At 35.0% G+C, this 17,913-nt stretch carries 16 protein-coding genes; 7 read left to right on the top strand and 9 right to left on the bottom strand.

Annotated features, from left to right (window positions below):
• The first annotated feature begins 18 nt into the window (after positions 1-18).
• Entirely contained in the window at positions 19-1,350 is a 1,332-nt protein-coding gene (locus ICJ84_RS16060) for a DUF58 domain-containing protein (protein WP_188217441.1), read from the top strand.
• Positions 1,351-1,417: 67 nt separating this feature from the next.
• On the opposite strand, the gene ICJ84_RS16055 is transcribed toward ICJ84_RS16060, so the two are convergent.
• The gene (locus ICJ84_RS16055) at positions 1,418-1,888 is read right to left on the bottom strand and encodes a Dps family protein (RefSeq protein WP_188217440.1); all 471 of its coding nucleotides are present in this window, start codon (positions 1,886-1,888) and stop codon (positions 1,418-1,420) included.
• A 119-nt stretch (positions 1,889-2,007) separates the two neighbouring features.
• On the opposite strand from ICJ84_RS16055, the gene ICJ84_RS16050 reads away from it, so the two are divergent.
• Positions 2,008-2,955 (top strand): hydrogen peroxide-inducible genes activator, encoded by a 948-nt coding sequence (locus tag ICJ84_RS16050; protein WP_188217439.1) that lies wholly within the window; start codon positions 2,008-2,010, stop codon positions 2,953-2,955.
• A 33-nt stretch (positions 2,956-2,988) separates the two neighbouring features.
• On the opposite strand, the gene ICJ84_RS16045 is transcribed toward ICJ84_RS16050, so the two are convergent.
• Entirely contained in the window at positions 2,989-3,186 is a 198-nt protein-coding gene (locus ICJ84_RS16045; protein ID WP_188217438.1) for a hypothetical protein, read from the bottom strand.
• A gap of 447 nt (positions 3,187-3,633) precedes the next feature.
• On the opposite strand from ICJ84_RS16045, the gene ICJ84_RS16040 reads away from it, so the two are divergent.
• The gene (locus ICJ84_RS16040; RefSeq protein WP_188217437.1) at positions 3,634-6,621 is read left to right on the top strand and encodes a T9SS type A sorting domain-containing protein; all 2,988 of its coding nucleotides are present in this window, start codon (positions 3,634-3,636) and stop codon (positions 6,619-6,621) included.
• A 51-nt stretch (positions 6,622-6,672) separates the two neighbouring features.
• On the opposite strand, the gene ICJ84_RS16035 is transcribed toward ICJ84_RS16040, so the two are convergent.
• Complete coding sequence (locus ICJ84_RS16035) at positions 6,673-7,473, bottom strand: TIGR00266 family protein (protein WP_188217436.1); 801 nt, start codon at positions 7,471-7,473, stop codon at positions 6,673-6,675.
• Positions 7,474-7,547: 74 nt separating this feature from the next.
• Positions 7,548-8,003: a DUF4442 domain-containing protein gene (locus ICJ84_RS16030; protein ID WP_188217435.1), complete on the bottom strand. Its 456-nt coding sequence runs from the start codon at positions 8,001-8,003 to the stop codon at positions 7,548-7,550.
• A 146-nt stretch (positions 8,004-8,149) separates the two neighbouring features.
• Between ICJ84_RS16030 and ICJ84_RS16025 the strand changes: the two genes are divergently transcribed.
• The 4 genes from ICJ84_RS16025 (at position 8,150) to ICJ84_RS16010 (ending at position 11,670) form a co-directional block, all read left to right on the top strand.
• The gene (locus tag ICJ84_RS16025) at positions 8,150-8,596 is read left to right on the top strand and encodes a DUF4870 domain-containing protein (protein WP_188217434.1); all 447 of its coding nucleotides are present in this window, start codon (positions 8,150-8,152) and stop codon (positions 8,594-8,596) included.
• Positions 8,597-8,689: 93 nt separating this feature from the next.
• Entirely contained in the window at positions 8,690-9,034 is a 345-nt protein-coding gene (locus ICJ84_RS16020; RefSeq protein ID WP_188217433.1) for a PadR family transcriptional regulator, read from the top strand.
• Positions 9,027-10,841: a PspC domain-containing protein gene (locus ICJ84_RS16015; RefSeq protein WP_188217432.1), complete on the top strand. Its 1,815-nt coding sequence runs from the start codon at positions 9,027-9,029 to the stop codon at positions 10,839-10,841. The genes ICJ84_RS16020 and ICJ84_RS16015 overlap by 8 nt, the downstream gene beginning before the upstream one ends.
• 100 nt (positions 10,842-10,941) lie before the next feature.
• Positions 10,942-11,670, top strand: a complete 729-nt coding sequence (locus tag ICJ84_RS16010; RefSeq protein ID WP_188217431.1) for a head GIN domain-containing protein — start codon at positions 10,942-10,944, stop codon at positions 11,668-11,670.
• 127 nt (positions 11,671-11,797) lie between these two features.
• Here the strand turns inward: ICJ84_RS16010 and ICJ84_RS16005 are convergent, their stop codons facing one another.
• The 5 genes from ICJ84_RS16005 to ICJ84_RS15985 all read right to left on the bottom strand — a co-directional run bounded on the left by ICJ84_RS16005 (position 11,798) and on the right by ICJ84_RS15985 (position 17,907).
• A complete protein-coding gene (locus ICJ84_RS16005) occupies positions 11,798-13,147 on the bottom strand; it encodes a DUF3472 domain-containing protein (protein ID WP_188217430.1) in 1,350 nt (449 codons plus the stop codon).
• Positions 13,148-13,151: 4 nt separating this feature from the next.
• Positions 13,152-14,477: a hypothetical protein gene (locus tag ICJ84_RS16000; protein ID WP_188217429.1), complete on the bottom strand. Its 1,326-nt coding sequence runs from the start codon at positions 14,475-14,477 to the stop codon at positions 13,152-13,154.
• Positions 14,478-14,551: 74 nt separating this feature from the next.
• Positions 14,552-15,643 (bottom strand): DUF5007 domain-containing protein, encoded by a 1,092-nt coding sequence (locus ICJ84_RS15995; RefSeq protein WP_188217428.1) that lies wholly within the window; start codon positions 15,641-15,643, stop codon positions 14,552-14,554.
• Between the two features lie 31 nt (positions 15,644-15,674).
• Positions 15,675-16,334 carry a fasciclin domain-containing protein gene (locus tag ICJ84_RS15990; RefSeq protein WP_188217427.1) on the bottom strand — a complete coding sequence of 220 codons (660 nt, stop codon included), beginning with the start codon at positions 16,332-16,334 and terminating at the stop codon, positions 15,675-15,677.
• A gap of 28 nt (positions 16,335-16,362) precedes the next feature.
• Positions 16,363-17,907, bottom strand: coding sequence for a RagB/SusD family nutrient uptake outer membrane protein (locus ICJ84_RS15985; protein WP_188217426.1), 1,545 nt, complete (start codon positions 17,905-17,907; stop codon positions 16,363-16,365).
• Between the last annotated feature and the right edge of the window lie 6 nt (positions 17,908-17,913).

Below are 17,913 nucleotides of genomic sequence, written 5' to 3'. Positions count from 1 at the left end.
ATATAAATCCAGAATACATTGAAATTCTTTAAACCCTTTTACATACAACCTCGTTTTTTCTATGCCGGCATTGGCATAGTCGTGCTATTTGGTTTAAGTTATTTCATTCCGGTATTGTTCAATATAGCCCAGCTATCCATTTTAGTATTAGTACTGTTCTTTGTTATTGACTTCCTTACTATTTTCATTGGAACGCATAAAATTGAAGCGGAGCGGATCCTTCCGGATAAGTTCTCGAATGGTGACAACAACACCGTGAATCTTCAGATTAAAAACAACTACCCGATTTCGGTTCATCTGGAAATTATTGATGAAATCCCGGAGCAGTTTCAAAAGCGTGATTTTAAAATTAAACATCGTATTGCACCACGACGTTCAAAGAACATCAGTTACCAATTACGACCAACCGAACGTGGCGAATATCATTTTGGGAGCTTAAATGTTTATGCGACATCAGTGTTGAATCTGGTGGCTAAGCGTTTTACCTTTAGCAGTGATGCAATGGTACCCACCTACCCGAGCTTCAAGCAACTTAAAAAGTTTGAGTTATTAAACATCAATCAAAACTCCTTGGAATACGGCTTAAAAAAAGTCCGCCGACTGGGGCACACCATGGAATTCGAGCAAATTAAAGAATACGTTTTAGGTGATGATTTACGCACGATTAACTGGAAAGCCACCGCTAAGCGTAACCAGCTCATGGTAAATCAGTTTCAGGATGAAAAATCGCAACCGGTTTATTCCATTATTGATAAAGGGCGTATTATGAAAATGCCTTTTAATCGATTAAGTCTCTTAGATTACGCTATTAATGCAAGTCTGGTAATTAGCAATGTGGTGTTGAAAAAACATGATAAAGCCGGTATGCTGTCCTTCTCGAAACGCATAGATAATATTGTGGTTGCCGAACGTCGTAGTTCACAAATGCAACTGATTCTTGAAGCGCTTTATAATGTAAATACCGATTTCTTTGAAAGTGATTTCAGCAGATTGTATGCGAACATCAAACGCCATATTACCAACCGTAGTTTATTGTTAATGTACACCAACTTTGAAACTATGGATGGCTTAAACCGACAATTACCATACCTAAAAGCCATTGCCAAGAGCCATGTGCTGGTGGTTATTTTCTTTAAAAACACCGAACTGGATACCATTATTAAAAACAAAGCTGAAACCGTACAACAGGTTTACGATAAAGTGATAGCTGAAAAGTTCGATTTTGAAAAACGCCTGATTGTAAACGAACTTAAAAAATACGGTATCTATTCCATTTTAACCACGCCAGAAAACTTAACCATCGACACCATTAATAAATATCTGGAAATAAAATCGCGAGGCTTGTTGTAAACTATAAAAAAAGCCCTCAATCTCTTGAAGGCTGTACAATATAATAATCAATCTAAAATCGGATGGTTTAGCTTAACCATGCTTTCATCATCCAAACTGTTTTTTCCTGTTCGGTAATAAAGTCACTCATCATCGAGTTCGTTCCTTCATCATTGGCATCTCCGGCCTTATCCAAAATATTACGCTCTATTTTCAATAATTCAGATAACGAATCTACAATTAATGTCACTGCCTTTTCATCTTGTGAAATGTTTTTACCAACTGGTACTTGTGCATGCGCTGAATACTCTTCGAAGGTATGAAAAGGCGTTTCACCCAGAGTTAAAATACGTTCAGCTATTTCATCAACCTTGGTATTCGCATCGGTATATAATTCCTCAAACTTAACGTGTAAATCGAAAAAACGCTTTCCTTTAATATTCCAGTGAATGCCTCTTAAATTCTGATAATAAATTTGAAAATTAGCTAATAAGTGGTTTAAATCGCTTGCTAATTCTTTTGCTTTTACGGTATCTAAACCAATACTATTTAATGTCATATTTTTACAATTTAATTATGTTTCTCATTTTATTTACTACAAATTTAATCTATAAATACAGGAGCATTCTATAAATTTTATTGATAGTTTTTATATCTTTATAGCCTAAATTGATACCAATGACCATAACACAATTATACTATGTTTTGGCAGTTGCCGAAAACCAGAACTTTACCAAGGCAGCCGAAAAATGCTTTGTGACACAACCTACTTTAAGTATGCAAATTCAGAAGCTGGAAGACGAATTATCTATCCAGATTTTTGACCGCAGTAAAAAGCCTATTGAGTTAACCGATGTAGGCCGAAAAATAGTTACCCAGGCCCGTAACATTGTTAACGAATCTTACAGAATACAGGACATTGTCGACCAACAAAAAGGATTCATTGGTGGGGAATTTAAATTAGGTATCATTCCTACAGTAATGCCTACCCTATTGCCTATGTTCTTAAAGAACTTCATAAAAAAACATCCGAAAGTAAAACTTAAAATTGAAGAGTTAACTACTGAAGAAATTATTACTCGTATTAAAGACGGTCATTTAGATGCCGCTATTGCCGCAACACCTCTGGAAGATGATGCCATTAAAGAACGTGTGTTATATTTTGAACCATTCGTGGCTTATATTCCAAAAAACCATAAACTTCATACCAATAAAAAAATTGATATTGCAGAGCTAGACGTTACGGATATGCTTTTGCTAGAAGACGGGCATTGCTTTAGGGAAGGTGTATTAAATCTATGTAAAGCCTTTAAAACGCAGCAAGACGATCAATTTCAACTGGAAAGTGGCAGTATTGAAACCTTAATCAAACTATCGGATGAGGGTTTAGGCATGACACTACTCCCTTATCTACATACTTTAGATATTACGGACAAGGAAAAAGAGAACTTACATTTCTTTCAAGAACCAAATCCTGCTCGTGAAGTGAGCCTTATATATCATAAAAGTGAACTAAAAATGCAGATAATAGAGGCCTTACAAGATGTTATTCTTGGTGTGGTTCGCGGTGCTATAGCCTTTCAGGACGTACAAATTATAAGTCCGTTAGCTTCCGGTAAAAAATAAAAAAAGAGGCGACCAATTATGGTCGCCTTTTCTTTATGGTTTTAAATATACCAAACACTGATTTAATTCTGGGTTTTGCTGTATTAAAGACTGAATAAAAATCTTGAGCTCTTCCAACTCGTAAGGGAGTAATCGCTCGACAGCCTTTTGTACTTCTTTGCAAAACAAATTAGCATCAAAACTAACTTTATTCAGTATAGTTTTAGTATACTCTAGCATTGCTCTTGCCATGATTTATTAGGGATTTTAAGTTTATTTTATATGAGTAGTTGTCTATTATAGGCATCAAATTAAACTTTATTTAAAACACTTAAAAATAATAAAAAAAAGAATACATCATTCGATTAAGTGTAAAATTTAACGGTTTATTAGTTTATTAACAATGTAAGAAAACCAAACCCCACAGTATACTTCATTTTTCAAAGTTTATTGTTAATATTTTATTTTATTAAAAATAATATTAGCTTTACAGTATTATTCTCTCAATCTCTCAATAAAATATGAAAACAACAATTGCTATTATCAAAAAACAGACATCCACAGGGTAAATAGTTTTATTAAAATACAAGACTTGTGACCACTTTAAAATGAAGTGTGTCTAACCGTGTAGTTACATGTTAACTACAGGATAACATTGCTATTTATTCAACAAAAAACTCTCAAAACTCTCTCAAATCTATGGATGTTATTAAACGATTCACGCTGCTATGCGGCATTACTTTTTTTAATTTCACACATGCACAAACTGGTCCCGGTGGTGTTGGCTCCAACGACGGTAACTCAAATTTAATTATGTGGTATCGCCCTGATAGTGGCATTTCGACGACTAGTTCATCAATCGACAGCTGGACAAATGCAGCCGGTATAAGCGACTTCGATTTATTAGAATCAGGAACGCAAAGACCGACTTTACTTTCCGGAACATTAAACGGTTTAAATGAAGTTCATTTTAATGGTAATAACAGATTACGAACGGGATTAACGCTTAGTAGTTCTAATTTTATTATCAATGAAGCCTCGACGTTTGTTGTTGCTAAAGCCGATAACATAACCCAACAATCATCCGTTTACACCACCGACCCTCTAGAAAACAGCAGCAGATTTTCAGCACAAATACCTTGGAACGGCAATGTCATTTACGATCTGGGCGCCTGTTGCAGTACAGATGCCAGAATAGAAATTGCTGGTCTCTACAGATTTACCAATTATTCTATATGGGCTTACAATGCACATCCCTCCTCTGGAAAACAATTGTATAGAAATGCAACTTTAATAGGTGACGAAAACAACACCACAAACTATACATCTCAAGCCTCGCAACGTTTTAACCTTGGCGGAAATACAACCAACACCAATGGTTTTTCAGGTAATATGGCTGAAATTATCATATTTAAATCTAAAATAAACGATTCACAGCGTATTATTATAGATAACTATCTGGCTGCTAAATACAACTTAGCTCTGGACAGTTATGATCTTTATACTCAAGATGATCCTGCCAATGGAAACTTTGACTATCATGTCGCTGGAATTGGACAATTTGGAAATTTTGATAATCATACAGATTCTCAAGGTACCGGTATTGTTCGCATGCATAATCCTTCAAAAATATCGAAAGGAGACTTTTTATTTTGGGGTGAAGACTTTGAAAGCCCTTCCTATAACTTTATAACCAATACGATTAACTACACCGAACAGTTAAACTCCAAATGGCGTGTTAACCGATCTAAAAATATTGGTAGTGTAACGATCTCGTTTGACATCTCATCTATAGATTTATCCGGGCTTCAAAACTGTAGTGCATTACAGCTTGTTATTGATAATAATGGTGATTTTTCTTCTCCTGAAAAGATTTACGATTTAACCATTTCTGGACATACTGCTACAGCAACTAAAGTTGATTTTAAAAACGATGATTACTTCACGCTTCGCTACGTGGATCAAATCGTTTGGGATGGAACGGTTTTCCACAATGGTTCAGGTCCTTCTAATGCTCCTGACACTAGAGATTCCTGTTATAAATTCACGGTTAAATCCGGTGCAAATTCTGCCGATTTGTATTTTAACGCTCATGTTAGAGCCATTGAAATTGAATCCGAAGCGATCTTAAATGTTATAAGTGGTATTTTAATAGAAACCGAAGATAATGTAACTATTAACGGAACATTTAACCTTTTAGGTGAAGCCCAACTTATTCAGAACCATAGAAACATCAGCTCAAATTCTGGAACAGGCTACTTAAGCATTAAACAACAAGGCACCTCGAATCTATATAATTATAACTATTGGAGTGCTCCGGTAAACCGGAATGGTTTTTGGAAAATAGCCTATTTAGAAGATAATAGCGGTGTAATAACCTTTAAAGGAGGATATGATGCCGACCCGACAACCTCACCTATCAGTCTGAGTAAATATTGGCTATATACTTTTAATGGAACTTCAGGGAATTATTATTCATGGAAAAAAGTATATCCTAACACCAACATTTCTCCAGGATTGGGTTACACCATGAAAGGTTCAGGATCCGTAACTAATGAACAAGAATATGTTTTTAAAGGTATACCAAACGACGGCGAATATAATTTTAATGTTTCTTCTGGCAATGGTATCCTTTTAGGAAATCCGTATCCATCTGCTTTAGATGCCGACCAATTTATTCTTGAAAACTTATCTGTAATAGATGGAACACTATCCTTTTGGGATCAATTTGAAACTAATAGTAGTCATATTTTAGCTCAATATCAAGCAGGCTACGCTAAATACAATCTGATGATGGCAATACCCGCCACAGCTTTATCAGGGTTAATTAGTAGTAAAGGCACAACTTCTAAACCTCTACCGACAAATTACATAGATGTAGGACAAGCTTTTTTTGTTAATGTTAATAATTCCGGAGTCTTAAATTTCAATAATGGTCAACGTGCTTTTGCAAAAGAAACACTTAATGAAACTGTATTTTACAAAACCTCTTCAAAATCTAAAGCTGCTGTAATAACAGATGAAAGACCCAAAATTTGGTTTTCATTCGGTTTACCTCAAGGATACACAAAATTTATTGGTCTTGGTTATGATATTAGAGCAACCTACGGTTACGATAAAGGCTTTGATACTGAAACCAGTATTTCTCAAGACAACCTGCTGTGGCAAACTGAAGATAAAACCTTATCAATTCAAGCCTTACCAGAATTAAATAAAGATGATGTGCTCCCTTTAAGTATTAAAATTAAAACTAACGGGGCTTATACATTTTCGATTTATAAAATGGAACATATTCCGGATGATTTAAATATCTTTTTAGTTGACCATGTTGAAAACACTTATTACAATCTTCGCGAAAATGATGTGGATTTAATTCTGAATTCAGGCACACCGGCAGATCGATTTTCTATCGCCTTTAAAGAAGATACAACATTATCAACTTATCAGTTTTCAGAGAAAAAAATATATGCCACTTACGATAAGAACACCGAATCGTTAAAACTTCACAATCTTCCCGCTGATGCTTCCGCTTTGAATATTTACAATGCCGTAGGCCAATTAATAACCACAGCGCGTAGGGATAGTTCGAATATTATTTCCCTTTCTGAAATAAATGACGGCGTTTATTTTTTAAATGCTCTGTCGAAAACACAAAACCTAAAAACAATTAAGTTTATTAAATACTAAATGTAACTTCATAAAAAAGGCTTGAAATTATTCAAGCCTTTTTTATTTTTATTAAAATCTGTTATCCCCATCCAGCAAATTACCTAAACCACCTAGAATACTTCCTTCTCCTCTACCCTTACCTCCAGCTTGCGGAGCCGATGCCCAAACGCGACTGGCTAATCGGCTAAATGGCAACGACTGAACATATACAACTCCAGGGCCTTGAAGTTTGGCATAAAATAAGCCTTCACCTCCAAAAACGGTGTTTTTTATTCCACCAATAAATTCTATATCGTAATCGACATCCTGAGTGAAACCAATAATACATCCAGTATCTACTCGTAAAACTTCTCCCGGTTGCAACACCTTTCTAGCCATAGTCCCTCCAGCATGAACAAAAGCCATGCCATCACCTTCCAGTTTTTGCATGATAAACCCCTCTCCTCCAAAAAATCCGCGACCTAAACGTTTTGAAAATTCTATCCCTACGCTCACTCCTTTAGCAGCACATAAAAACGCATCCTTCTGACAAATAAACTTGCCGCGATATTCGGTTAAATCAATCGGAATAATTTTCCCAGGATAAGGAGACGCAAACGAGACCTTACGTTTTCCTGATAATACATTATAAAACGCTGTCATAAACAAACTCTCTCCGGTTAATATACGTTTACCGGCACCTAGTATTTTTCCAAGAAAACCTGAATCGTTTTGAGAACCATCTCCAAAAATAGTTTCCATTTTAATACCGTCGTCCATCATCATAAAACTTCCGGCTTCGGCTACAACGCCTTCCTGCGGATCTAGTTCTATTTCTACATACTGCATTTCTTCACCGTATATATGATAATCAATTTCGTGTGCTGTCATTTTATATTTTGTTTTTTGTTGATTTTCTTATTGGTTTATTAATAACCGTAATTGTTACAACATTTTATTAAAAATTATGTTTTAACCTTTACACTCCATTCAAAAATAAACGACGAAACCTCAATGCCTTCATTATTCAAACCTACTGATCTTAATTTTACGGTTTGCCCCTCTCCGGTTTCAATAGCTTTTTGTAAACAATCATCAATTAAAGTACCATCATAGCAAGTAAAAGTGATTCTTCCAGTCGCCTTTTTAGTAAAAACAGCGGTATTGGAAGTGACTAACATAGAAATTCGTTTCCCTGAATTTTCTGTTTTATCAATCATTAGAGCTCCGGTTGAAAGTTCAGCAGCCATACCTTGTACTGCCCAAAACATCGATCGAAACGGATTTTGGTTTATCCACCTATGCTTTACACTTACCACACATTTTTCATTATCGATATACTTCGTGCGAACACCGCAAAAATAAGCCGAAGGCAGCTTAAACAAGGTGAAAACATTTAGCTTTCTGGGAGTTATACTCATAATTATTTAGTCTTAGTTTTTACTAAGGTATGAAATTATACCACAAAACATTTTGTTAAAATTTTGTTAATTTTAAGTACTATGCGAAACATAATACCTGTTTTAAGACATATATTTGCATAAGAAACTATTATATGTTTTAAATCATGCTAGACAACCATCAAAAAAACATCGCTACTTTTATTCACCTATCAACCTTCAGTAGGTTTATAATTCCGTTTGGAAATTTCCTTGGACCAATCATCCTTTGGATAACGAATAAAGATAAATCGGAGTTTATAGACGCTCATGGTAAACAAGCCATTAATTTTCAAATCAGCATCTTATTGTATGCCATCATATTGGGGACGCTAACCATTCCGTTTTTTGTTTTTAAATTATTTAGTGGTATCGATTTTATAGATTTTAATGGTTTTGAAAGTTTTCATATTAGTCTAGGGAAACCTTCACCATTATTGTACGTGGGTGGATTTTTAGGAGTCATTGCCGTAATTGGATTTATAATAGAGCTGGTTTTAATTATTCTAGCCAGTTTGAAAGCCAGAGATGGTGAATATTACAACTATCCGTTAACCATAAATTTTTTAAAATAATTTCATCAATTATATACTGAATATTTTCAGTTTTCATCAATCAATCATCAATCAAAAAATGAACAGTTTCACAACATTAAAATGCTTTAGAACATGAAGATAGAGAACACAAAAGCACAGATGCGTAAAGGCGTTTTAGAATTCTGCATACTATCGGTCTTAAAAGATGACGATGCCTATGTAGCAGAAATTCTGGACACCTTAAAAGACGCAAAACTGCTTGTGGTAGAAGGCACTATTTATCCGCTACTAACAAGACTAAAAAACGCCGGACTTCTTAACTACCGTTGGGAAGAAAGCACTTCGGGCCCACCAAGAAAATACTACGGTTTAACCGAAACAGGTAAATTATTTTTAAACGAATTAAACACCACTTGGAGCGAATTACAAAACGCTGTTAACATAGTAACCAATCAAAAAACGAACAAAAATGAATAAAACAGTCAATATAAATTTAGCAGGTATATTCTTCCATATTGATGAAGATGCATACTTAAAATTACAGCGCTATCTTGAGGCTATAAAACGTTCATTTACTGATTCTCAAGGGCGCGCCGAAATTATCGCTGATATTGAAGCTCGCATTGCCGAATTATTTAGCGAACGCCTTATTAACGAAAGACAGGTTATTGGTAACAAAGAAGTGGACGAGGTTATCTCGATTATGGGACAACCGGAAGACTATTTGGTAGACGACGAAATTTTTGAAGACGAACCACAATCATCATCATCACAAAAAGAAAAATCGAACAAAAAACTCTTTAGAGATACAGACAACTCTTATATTGGTGGTGTTTCGGCAGGTTTAGCTCATTATTTTGGTATCGATGCCATATGGATTCGATTAATCTGGATTCTTTTGGTTGTTGGTGGATTTGGGACCGGTATTTTACTATACATTTTACTCTGGATTTTAGTTCCAGAAGCAAAAACCACTGCCGAAAAACTAATGATGACTGGCGAACCGGTAAACATTAGTAACATCGAAAAAAAAATTAAGGATGGTTTCGACTCCGTAAGTGAAACGGTTTCAGGAGTTGCCAAAAACGTATCGGATTCGGTATCGGGTGCCGCTAAGAAAGTAGATATAAAAAAACAAGGCAATAAAATAAAATCAAGTTCCAGAACTTTCTTTGACACGCTTGCCGATGTAATTATGTTCTTCTTTAAGATTATCGCCAAATTTATCGGGCTGATTTTAATCTTAATAGGTGCATCCACTTTAATCGCTTTAATCGTTGGATTATTCTCGTTAGGCGCCATAGATATTATACCAGGAACAGACCTTGTTGGTATCGTTAATGCAGGCGAAACTCCTGTGTGGTTCGCTTCACTTCTCGCGTTTTTAGCGGTTGGTATTCCGTTTTTCTTTCTCTTTTATTTAGGATTACGAATACTTATTACCAATCTGAAATCTATTGGAAAAGTAGCTAAGTTATCGTTACTAGGGTTATGGTTATTCTCGCTAATTGGTATTGCTATTGTTTCCATTAGAGAAGCTAGTGAGCATGCCTATAATGAGCATTATATTGAAAAAATGCCTTTAGAAACTAGAGCTAAAGACACCTTGATTGTAAGTTTTGCAGAAAACGATTATTTCAAAAATCCGTTTTACAGACATGATGCTTTTAAAGTAGCCAGCAACCCTGAAGGTAAAAAAACAATTTTCAGCAAAGATTTAAGAATTCAGGTGAAATCAACCACAGATAGTGTGGCTTCAATAAAAATTGAGAAAAGTGCCGATGGCCGAAACTATGAAAAAGCATTAGATCGTGCTAAAAACATTGAATATAGCTACGCATTTAACAATAAAGACTTGGTTTTAGACGCTTATTATTCTACAGCTATTTCAAATAAATACTGTGAGCAGGAAGTATTAATTACACTGTATTTACCAGTTGAAAGTGTGGTTTATTTCGAAAAAAACACGGAATCATTTTTAAATTACAGAACCCATTCTAATAATATCGTGACCTCTAACCAGGTTAATCATTACTTAACCATAGGTAGCGACAATGTTATTTGTAAAACATGTGAAACTGAAAAAGAAGAAGAATCATTTGAAGTCAATGTGGATATGCCTCAGGTAAAAATTAACGATAAAGGTATCGAGATTAAAACCGGAGACAAACAAATTTTAAAAATTGACGAGAACGGTATTAACGGTGAAGTTGAAACTGTACGAGTTAAAATAGACTCTACCGGTATCAACATCACTTCCGATGAGAAAAACGAAAACCAGTAACAATTCATCATCAAAAAAACAGTTCAAACATTGAAGTTACTCATCAAAACTATAAAACCAGATATTTGAACTCATTACATCAATCAAAAAACGAACAGTCATGACAACACTAATCAAAATTATCGTAACTACCATACTTAGCTTGAGCCTGTTTTCCTGCAATTTCGATGTTAACTTCAACTCGGGAGTAAAAGGCAATGGCAATGTAATAACAGAAGAACGCAGCATTTCAGAACCTTTCACAGCAATTAAAGCTACTGAAGGTTTAGACGTTTATCTAACCCAAAGTAACCAAACAAGTGTTACGGTTGAAGCTGATGAAAATCTTCAGGCATTAATTATCACTGAAGTGATAGACGGCACTTTAAAAATTCATTGCGAAAAAAACATTGGACGATGCAAGTCTAAAAAAGTTATTGTGAATTTTAAAGATATTTCGAGTATTAAATCTACCAGTGGTAGCGATGTATTCTCTACCAATACCATTATCGCTGATTATTTAAACTTAGAGTCAACCAGCGGCAGCGATATGAAGCTAGATGTTAATACCAATAGTTTAATTTGTAAAACCACCAGTGGAAGTGATTTAAAAGTTTCTGGAAAGACCAAAAAACTTGTTGTGGAATCTACCAGCGGAAGCGATTTTAAAGGTGCTAATTTAATTGCTGAATCGAGCCAGGTAAAAGCATCGAGTGGTGCCGATATTACAGTAAATTCCTTAAAAGAATTAACTGCCGATGCCAGTAGCGGTGCCGACATTAAATACTTAGGACAACCTGAAAGTATAAGTAAAAATAGTAGTTCTTCGGGGAGTATAAAAAAACAATAACTACTAACCAAGCTTTTGAATACAAAAAAAGCCTTTGGCAACCACACCAAAGGCTTTAAAATTAACTTTCTAAAAAGTTAAACCAAAAAATATGCATTACACAGAGCATAGTAACTTTTAATACAAATTATAATTTTGGAGTTTCTAATTTTGAAAAATCAATATCCGGAGCAGTACCATTAGCTTCACGCGTAAATACAGAACCTATTTCGGTGGTGTTATTGAAAAACCCACAATTTTTCATGAAATACACATTCCCTTCAACACCTCCGGCATAATCCATTCTGGATTCTTTTTTTGCCGTGGCATCTGCTGTAAATGTCGCTTCAGTAAGCTCCTCCCAGTACCCTTCGGTAGTGTACACCCACTGATTCTGATAATTAGCTTTTCTGGTAATATAGCCGGTATCTGTTCTAAAATTCTCTAAAAACGAATAGAAATTCTTTAAATATGTTGATGTTTCCGGTCTTTTAAAACTCGCAATTAAATTCCAAGTATTATCTTCTGGAGTAAAAAAGTAAGCCGTATAAATAGTTTGGTTATTATCAGTTGGCTCCCCTTTTAATAAGAACTTATAGGTTAAACCAGCCTTCCAATTAAACACCTTATAGCTTTGCCCCCCGGAACCTTCGTTTCCAAACTCACCGGTTGTTACTCCTTGTCCTTTTCCTAGTAATACAATTTTATATTCATCTGGAATTTCTTTAGGGTCCTGAGTTTTAAACGGACTCCAAACAGAAAACAATACTCTTCTTTCGTTTTCTGAATTTACCTGAATTCCGAAATACCCATGTTTAAAACCATTTGCCATGTAATACGATCCTAAAACATCTTCTCCAACGGGCACATTTATTTCATTATAATACCAAAGCACATCCTTATTTTCTGGTGTTTTATATCTCAAATGAACCGATGGGCCACGACGACCAAAATAAAAATCTTCGTTTATAAAATAAACTTTGCTATTTGTCGGTTCTCCATTTATAATAATATCTTTTACTCCTGCAATGTTTTCTCCTGTTTTGCTAAGCCCCTGAAGTTCTATAAAGTTATATCCTTCATTAATATTAAAATCCCCTATTTCAATAGTTTCGTATTCATTATTACCTATCTTAACCTCTTTACTAACCTCACCTAAAGTCACTTTTATTAAAGATGGACCATCAATAGACCTAACGCGTATAGCCACATGAAGCTTACCTGAAACAGTGGTTTTAAAATAGGTTCTTATTTTACTGGATAGATCGGTCCAGTTATGAATACCTTCATCCCCAATAACTTCTTCATTTTTATGTAATTGATTTACCACCCAACTATTACCTTTTGTTGGTATGACTATTTTATTTTCTGACTCCTGAATTGCATCACTAACTGAAGCGAACTCACCTTTATTATTGGAACGACAGCCAAAAAGACTAGATGCCAATACCACTCCAAATAGAGTTGTTCTTAAATATTTTGTTTGACTTAAATTCATAATTTTATTTTTTCTCTTGAAAAGGCACCTTCACAATTACAGTCTCTCCTTTACCGTATTTATTCGCAATACTTTGTACGGTCCACAAATCAGTTAAATTATCTCCATCTATAACACTACCACTATAGTCTCCCCAAGAAGTCCCGTCTGTAGCTCCTTTACCTTCTCCTAAATTCACAATTTCTGTTACTTCCCCTAGAGGATCATTTGCATGACGATAAGCGAATCGAGGGCTGATAAACATATTTTCATTGGTTTCCTGAAATCCGATAACAACATCATTATTCTTATTTACTGCTATGGTAGTTTGTATATAGTTAGTGCCTTCATTCTCTATTAATCCTGTTTGAACAATCGTTCCATCAGTTTTAACTTGATGCCATTGCACTGCTGATCTTCCTTTATAATTTACAGCATGAGAAAACCAAATACATCCATTTTGAAAGACTAAATTTTTAGGATTACGGTCTCCTGAAGATGTTTTCTGTTCTGTATCTTTTTGTGGTGATTTTGGTGGGTAATTCGTATACTCTAAATTATGCTTTGTTTGACTTACTAATTTAGCTACTGGGGTTCCGTCTTCACCTTCTGTAACTTTTGTGATAATAAACTCTTCACTAGTTAAAGTAAAAAAGAACAAGTCTTCTGTATCATCCTGTACAAAAACAGGATGACCTAAAGTGCCTTCAAAATGATACACTGTAGTTTCTTTTCCTTTTTTTGCGTCTTTAATTGACATGACAAAGGTTTTTTCCTCTCCTCCGGGAAACGAATATCCAATCCATTTTTTGCTAAAACCTATACCACCACCATCTACACCTTTTGGGGCCGGTACCGGATATATGTTCCAACCTTTGGTTGGATTATCTGATTTTGAAATGGCGATATTTACCGGTTTCTTTTTCTCTGCATCCCATGGATTCCATAAATCAAATCCGAAAACCTTATTATGCGTATCAAAAAACATTTTAGGGTCTATACCTTTATTAAAACAGTTTTGAGAAACGCCATCAATACATACCCCTTCTTTATCATAAATTATGAGTCCCGAGTTAGTTGCATGCAATACATAACCACCTCCTACTGCTATTTGAGGATCTACTTGTCTGTTACCATCCATAGCACCATTAAACTGCATATAACCATTATACATTTTTGTACCACCACCCTGTACGCGTTGCGGGCAATGATCTTCTCTGAATGTCTTTTTTATAATCGGAGAAATTTGCTCTGTTCTTGAAGGTTTAATTTCATCATTGCTTTGTGCCAAAGCAGGCATAAAACATCCAAAGACCAGCAAACCTGCGGTCCATAATTTATTTAGTATCATGTTTGGGAATTTTAATAAAATCAAGGCTAGAATTTACTAGCCCTGATTAATTTTATAATTTATTGAGTCTCTAATTACACTTTTAATTTCGTGTAAGGAATGCGCATTTTAATTTCCCAGGTTCCTGAGTCGTTAATTTTTATACCCCAGCGAATATAAGCCTGATTTACAATATCTCCTGTATCAGGATCTGTGAACGGTGCCCAGTCGTAAGCTCCGTAATCGGCTTCATAAGCTTCAGTATCTACTGTAAAAGCATCTCTTGTAGAGATATAATACATTAAATACGAACTACTTCCGTTATAGTTTCTTGCATATTGCGGAAACGGTGGTGCTGGTAAAGAGAAGGTTGTTGCTGTAGCATCTGAAACTGTTTCAACAGAGTTGTCGTGATAATTCTGTAAATAAGATGCCCCATTTGGGTAAAATGGAATTTTATCTGGATGTACTGGGTTATCATAACTATCTGTAATTACCATTTTAACATTAACTGCTAAAGACGGCTCCTCACTAATTTTTGTAATGGTTATATAAGGGTGTGTTCCATCTAAAACACTTGGCACTTCATCATCAAAATCATTGGTAATCACAGACGTATGTAACGCTGTTAACGAATTATTCGATTGCTTTACCAAATTAAGTCTAGAACGCATCTCAGTAGGAAATTCGACAGGTTTAAAAGGTTCTAATTTTATAACCGTAAAATCATCTAACTGCTTTTCTCCTTTTGTATTAGACACCTTCACATTTATTTTATAAATATCATCGCCTTCAATAAATTTAGTAGCCTGAGTAAAAGCAAACTCTCCACTCACACTGTTCATAAAAATAGAAGGACGTTTTGTCAACTCTAATTTTTCATTAACCAATGCCAATGTAGTGTCGGTGTCTGGATTAAACGACTCTTTCCATGTTAGAATTTCATATTCATCAAAAAAAGCATCAGTAGGATTACCTTGCGAATCGGTCATACCCGTTATTTCCCAATGTAAGGGATAGGTTGACCCTTCAATGGCTGGTACAGCACTTTTTACAAAAATACCACGAGGTACAAATACTGTATCTTGAGTTGCATGAATATTATCACTTAAATACCCTACTTCTGGTGGCTGACAAGCGACTATAATAAGCGCTATCGCCAAAAATGTATAAAATATATTTTTCATATGTTATTTTTAATTTTTTCTTTCGAATACGTTAATCTCTCTCATAATTAAATAATGTATGACCTCCTTGAAGCACATGGATAACTCCATTATTAGACATGATATTTGAGGTTCTAACTACAAACTTGTCATCCTTCTCATTTGAGTCATTTACAGTAGCATCCCATTCATCCCAATCGGTACCAACTTTATACGTTAAAAACACAAATTCCGGGTAATTCTCTAACTCATTACCATACAAACCTATAGCCTCTAAGGAGATACGTCTCTCTTCTCCGTTGATTGCTGTATAAATAGATCCTTGATCTTTTGGCATATTTTCACGAGTTATTCTTCCTTCAAAAATGTAACTACCTAAATATTTAGTCAAGGTATCTACTGGTATATCATTCACAGTAAACTCGGCCAGCGGATCTGATTCTCTCATTTCTGCCAAAACTTTATCTACATAATTTTTAATAGATAAATTGTTAGGAGCAAACATGGTAACATTACCATTAACCACATCTTCCATACCGGCTCTTTCTATAATAATAGCCAGCGTATCTAATTGGTCGTGTGATTTAAAAAATTCCAGAGTTGTTGTTCCTGTATTAGGATTACTAAGCCCTCCATCTATTAAATAGTCACCTCCATCGCAAGCATAAGCGAAGAAAAGCAGTGAAAGTATAGGGAATATTAATTTTTTCATCTTTAGTTTTTTTTAATTAAAACAATAATTACAATCTTCCTTGCCAGTATTCTGTTTGAATAATTTCTGGATTTGTAGAAATAATATTTGGATGTACTGGCCAGAAATATCCTTTCTTTTCATTTCTGCTCACACTAGCCCAACTAACACCTTCAAAATAATTCATACGAATTCTATCATAACCGGATTGCGCTTCTCCAACAAATTCTATAGCTCTTTCATCAAAAATAGCTTTCATTAAACTTGCTCTATCCGTGGCTCCTGTATAATTAGGTACGTTAGCTTTGCTTCTAATCATATTAATATCATTAACAGCATCTGTTCCCTTATTTAATCTCGCATTAGCTTCAGCTCTTAATAAATACATATCGGCTAAACGGAAGATTAAAATGTTTGATTCTGAAAATAAGGCATAAGCACTTTCTGAATCTGGATCTTGCGAAGAATAAGCATACTTCATTGTAAACGTGCCATTAGTTGTACCATACTCGTAGAAGAATAAATCCTTTCTAATATCGTCGACACGATCAGCATCTTGAGCCATCATCTCATTACCATAAAAATCAGGATTCCAAACCGGCGTTGCTCCTGTAGCAACTGTAGCACGATTAAAAGGCGCATTTAATGTTAAACCTGTATGGTTGTTATCGCCTGTAGATACTCTAAAAGACTCGTTATACTCTGAACTAATATTAACTTCAAACAAACCCGTTTCTGACTGTCCTGTACACATTCTTTCTACGCCATCAGCCCCATCAACCGTATAATCAATTAAATTCGCACCACTATTATTAATAACATTAGTCGTTGCAAGAATAGCTTCATCAATCATTAATGAATTATCATTATCACGAGAGGCATACCATAATGCAATATGGGCTTTTAAGGCTTCTGCACTGGCTTTATTTGCGCGAATTGCCCAATCTGCATCGCCAGGAGACGAATACTCCAACAAACTAATTGATTTCTCTACGGCCTGATAAGCAAAATCTAAAACCTCAAGTTCTGGAGATCTTGGCACCGAAACGATAAATCCATCTTCTGTAACTAATTGGTCGATACTTTCAAGAGATTCCTCTATAATAGGCACATCGCCCCAGATACGGGCCATATAAAAATAACTTAAAGCTTGAACGAAAGCGGCCTCACCAATTAACTTATTCTTCATTTCAACAGAATCAAATAAATCATCATCCATGCCCTCAATGTACTTTTGAGTGGTAACTGCCCAGTTTGCCGCACGATAAAACCCTTTCCAGTCTCTTGATGCATCTCTATATGCTAAATTATAGTTACCACTTCCTTCAATATAACCTACAATCCAATTTCGGCTATCCATAAAGGTCATTCCTGTCCATTCACCCCAGTATAAAAAATTACCTTGGGTCATTAATACTTGTTTAAACAAGGCGTAAGATCCTGCTACGGCCTGTTCTGCATTTGCTTGATTTACCCAAAACACATTAGGATGTGTTATACTCACAGGTTCACGTTCTAAAAAGTCACTACAACTCACTAATGAAAGTAAAGTAACTACCACTGTATATATTTTAAAGCTTTTAAATCTTTTCATAATTCT

The organism is Aestuariibaculum suncheonense, from assembly GCF_014596935.1.
In the GTDB taxonomy this organism is placed as follows: Bacteria; Bacteroidota; Bacteroidia; order Flavobacteriales; family Flavobacteriaceae; genus Aestuariibaculum; species Aestuariibaculum suncheonense.
This window is presented reverse-complemented; position numbering and strand designations above follow the sequence as displayed.

Bases quoted from the DNA above. Each gene is read 5' to 3' on its own strand.
- ICJ84_RS16045 (WP_188217438.1), bottom strand. From the start codon at position 3,186: ATGGCAAGAGCAATGCTAGAGTATACTAAAACTATACTGAATAAAGTT.
- ICJ84_RS16030 (WP_188217435.1), bottom strand. From the start codon at position 8,003: ATGAGTATAACTCCCAGAAAGCTAAATGTTTTCACCTTGTTTAAGCTG.
- ICJ84_RS16050 (WP_188217439.1), top strand. From the start codon at position 2,008: ATGACCATAACACAATTATACTATGTTTTGGCAGTTGCCGAAAACCAG.
- ICJ84_RS16000 (WP_188217429.1), bottom strand. From the start codon at position 14,477: ATGATACTAAATAAATTATGGACCGCAGGTTTGCTGGTCTTTGGATGT.
- ICJ84_RS16055 (WP_188217440.1), bottom strand. From the start codon at position 1,888: ATGACATTAAATAGTATTGGTTTAGATACCGTAAAAGCAAAAGAATTA.
- ICJ84_RS16005 (WP_188217430.1), bottom strand. From the start codon at position 13,147: ATGAATTTAAGTCAAACAAAATATTTAAGAACAACTCTATTTGGAGTG.
- ICJ84_RS16035 (WP_188217436.1), bottom strand. From the start codon at position 7,473: ATGACAGCACACGAAATTGATTATCATATATACGGTGAAGAAATGCAG.
- ICJ84_RS15990 (WP_188217427.1), bottom strand. From the start codon at position 16,334: ATGAAAAAATTAATATTCCCTATACTTTCACTGCTTTTCTTCGCTTAT.
- ICJ84_RS16040 (WP_188217437.1), top strand. From the start codon at position 3,634: ATGGATGTTATTAAACGATTCACGCTGCTATGCGGCATTACTTTTTTT.
- ICJ84_RS16010 (WP_188217431.1), top strand. From the start codon at position 10,942: ATGACAACACTAATCAAAATTATCGTAACTACCATACTTAGCTTGAGC.
- ICJ84_RS15985 (WP_188217426.1), bottom strand. From the start codon at position 17,907: ATGAAAAGATTTAAAAGCTTTAAAATATATACAGTGGTAGTTACTTTA.
- ICJ84_RS16020 (WP_188217433.1), top strand. From the start codon at position 8,690: ATGAAGATAGAGAACACAAAAGCACAGATGCGTAAAGGCGTTTTAGAA.
- ICJ84_RS15995 (WP_188217428.1), bottom strand. From the start codon at position 15,643: ATGAAAAATATATTTTATACATTTTTGGCGATAGCGCTTATTATAGTC.
- ICJ84_RS16015 (WP_188217432.1), top strand. From the start codon at position 9,027: ATGAATAAAACAGTCAATATAAATTTAGCAGGTATATTCTTCCATATT.
- ICJ84_RS16025 (WP_188217434.1), top strand. From the start codon at position 8,150: ATGCTAGACAACCATCAAAAAAACATCGCTACTTTTATTCACCTATCA.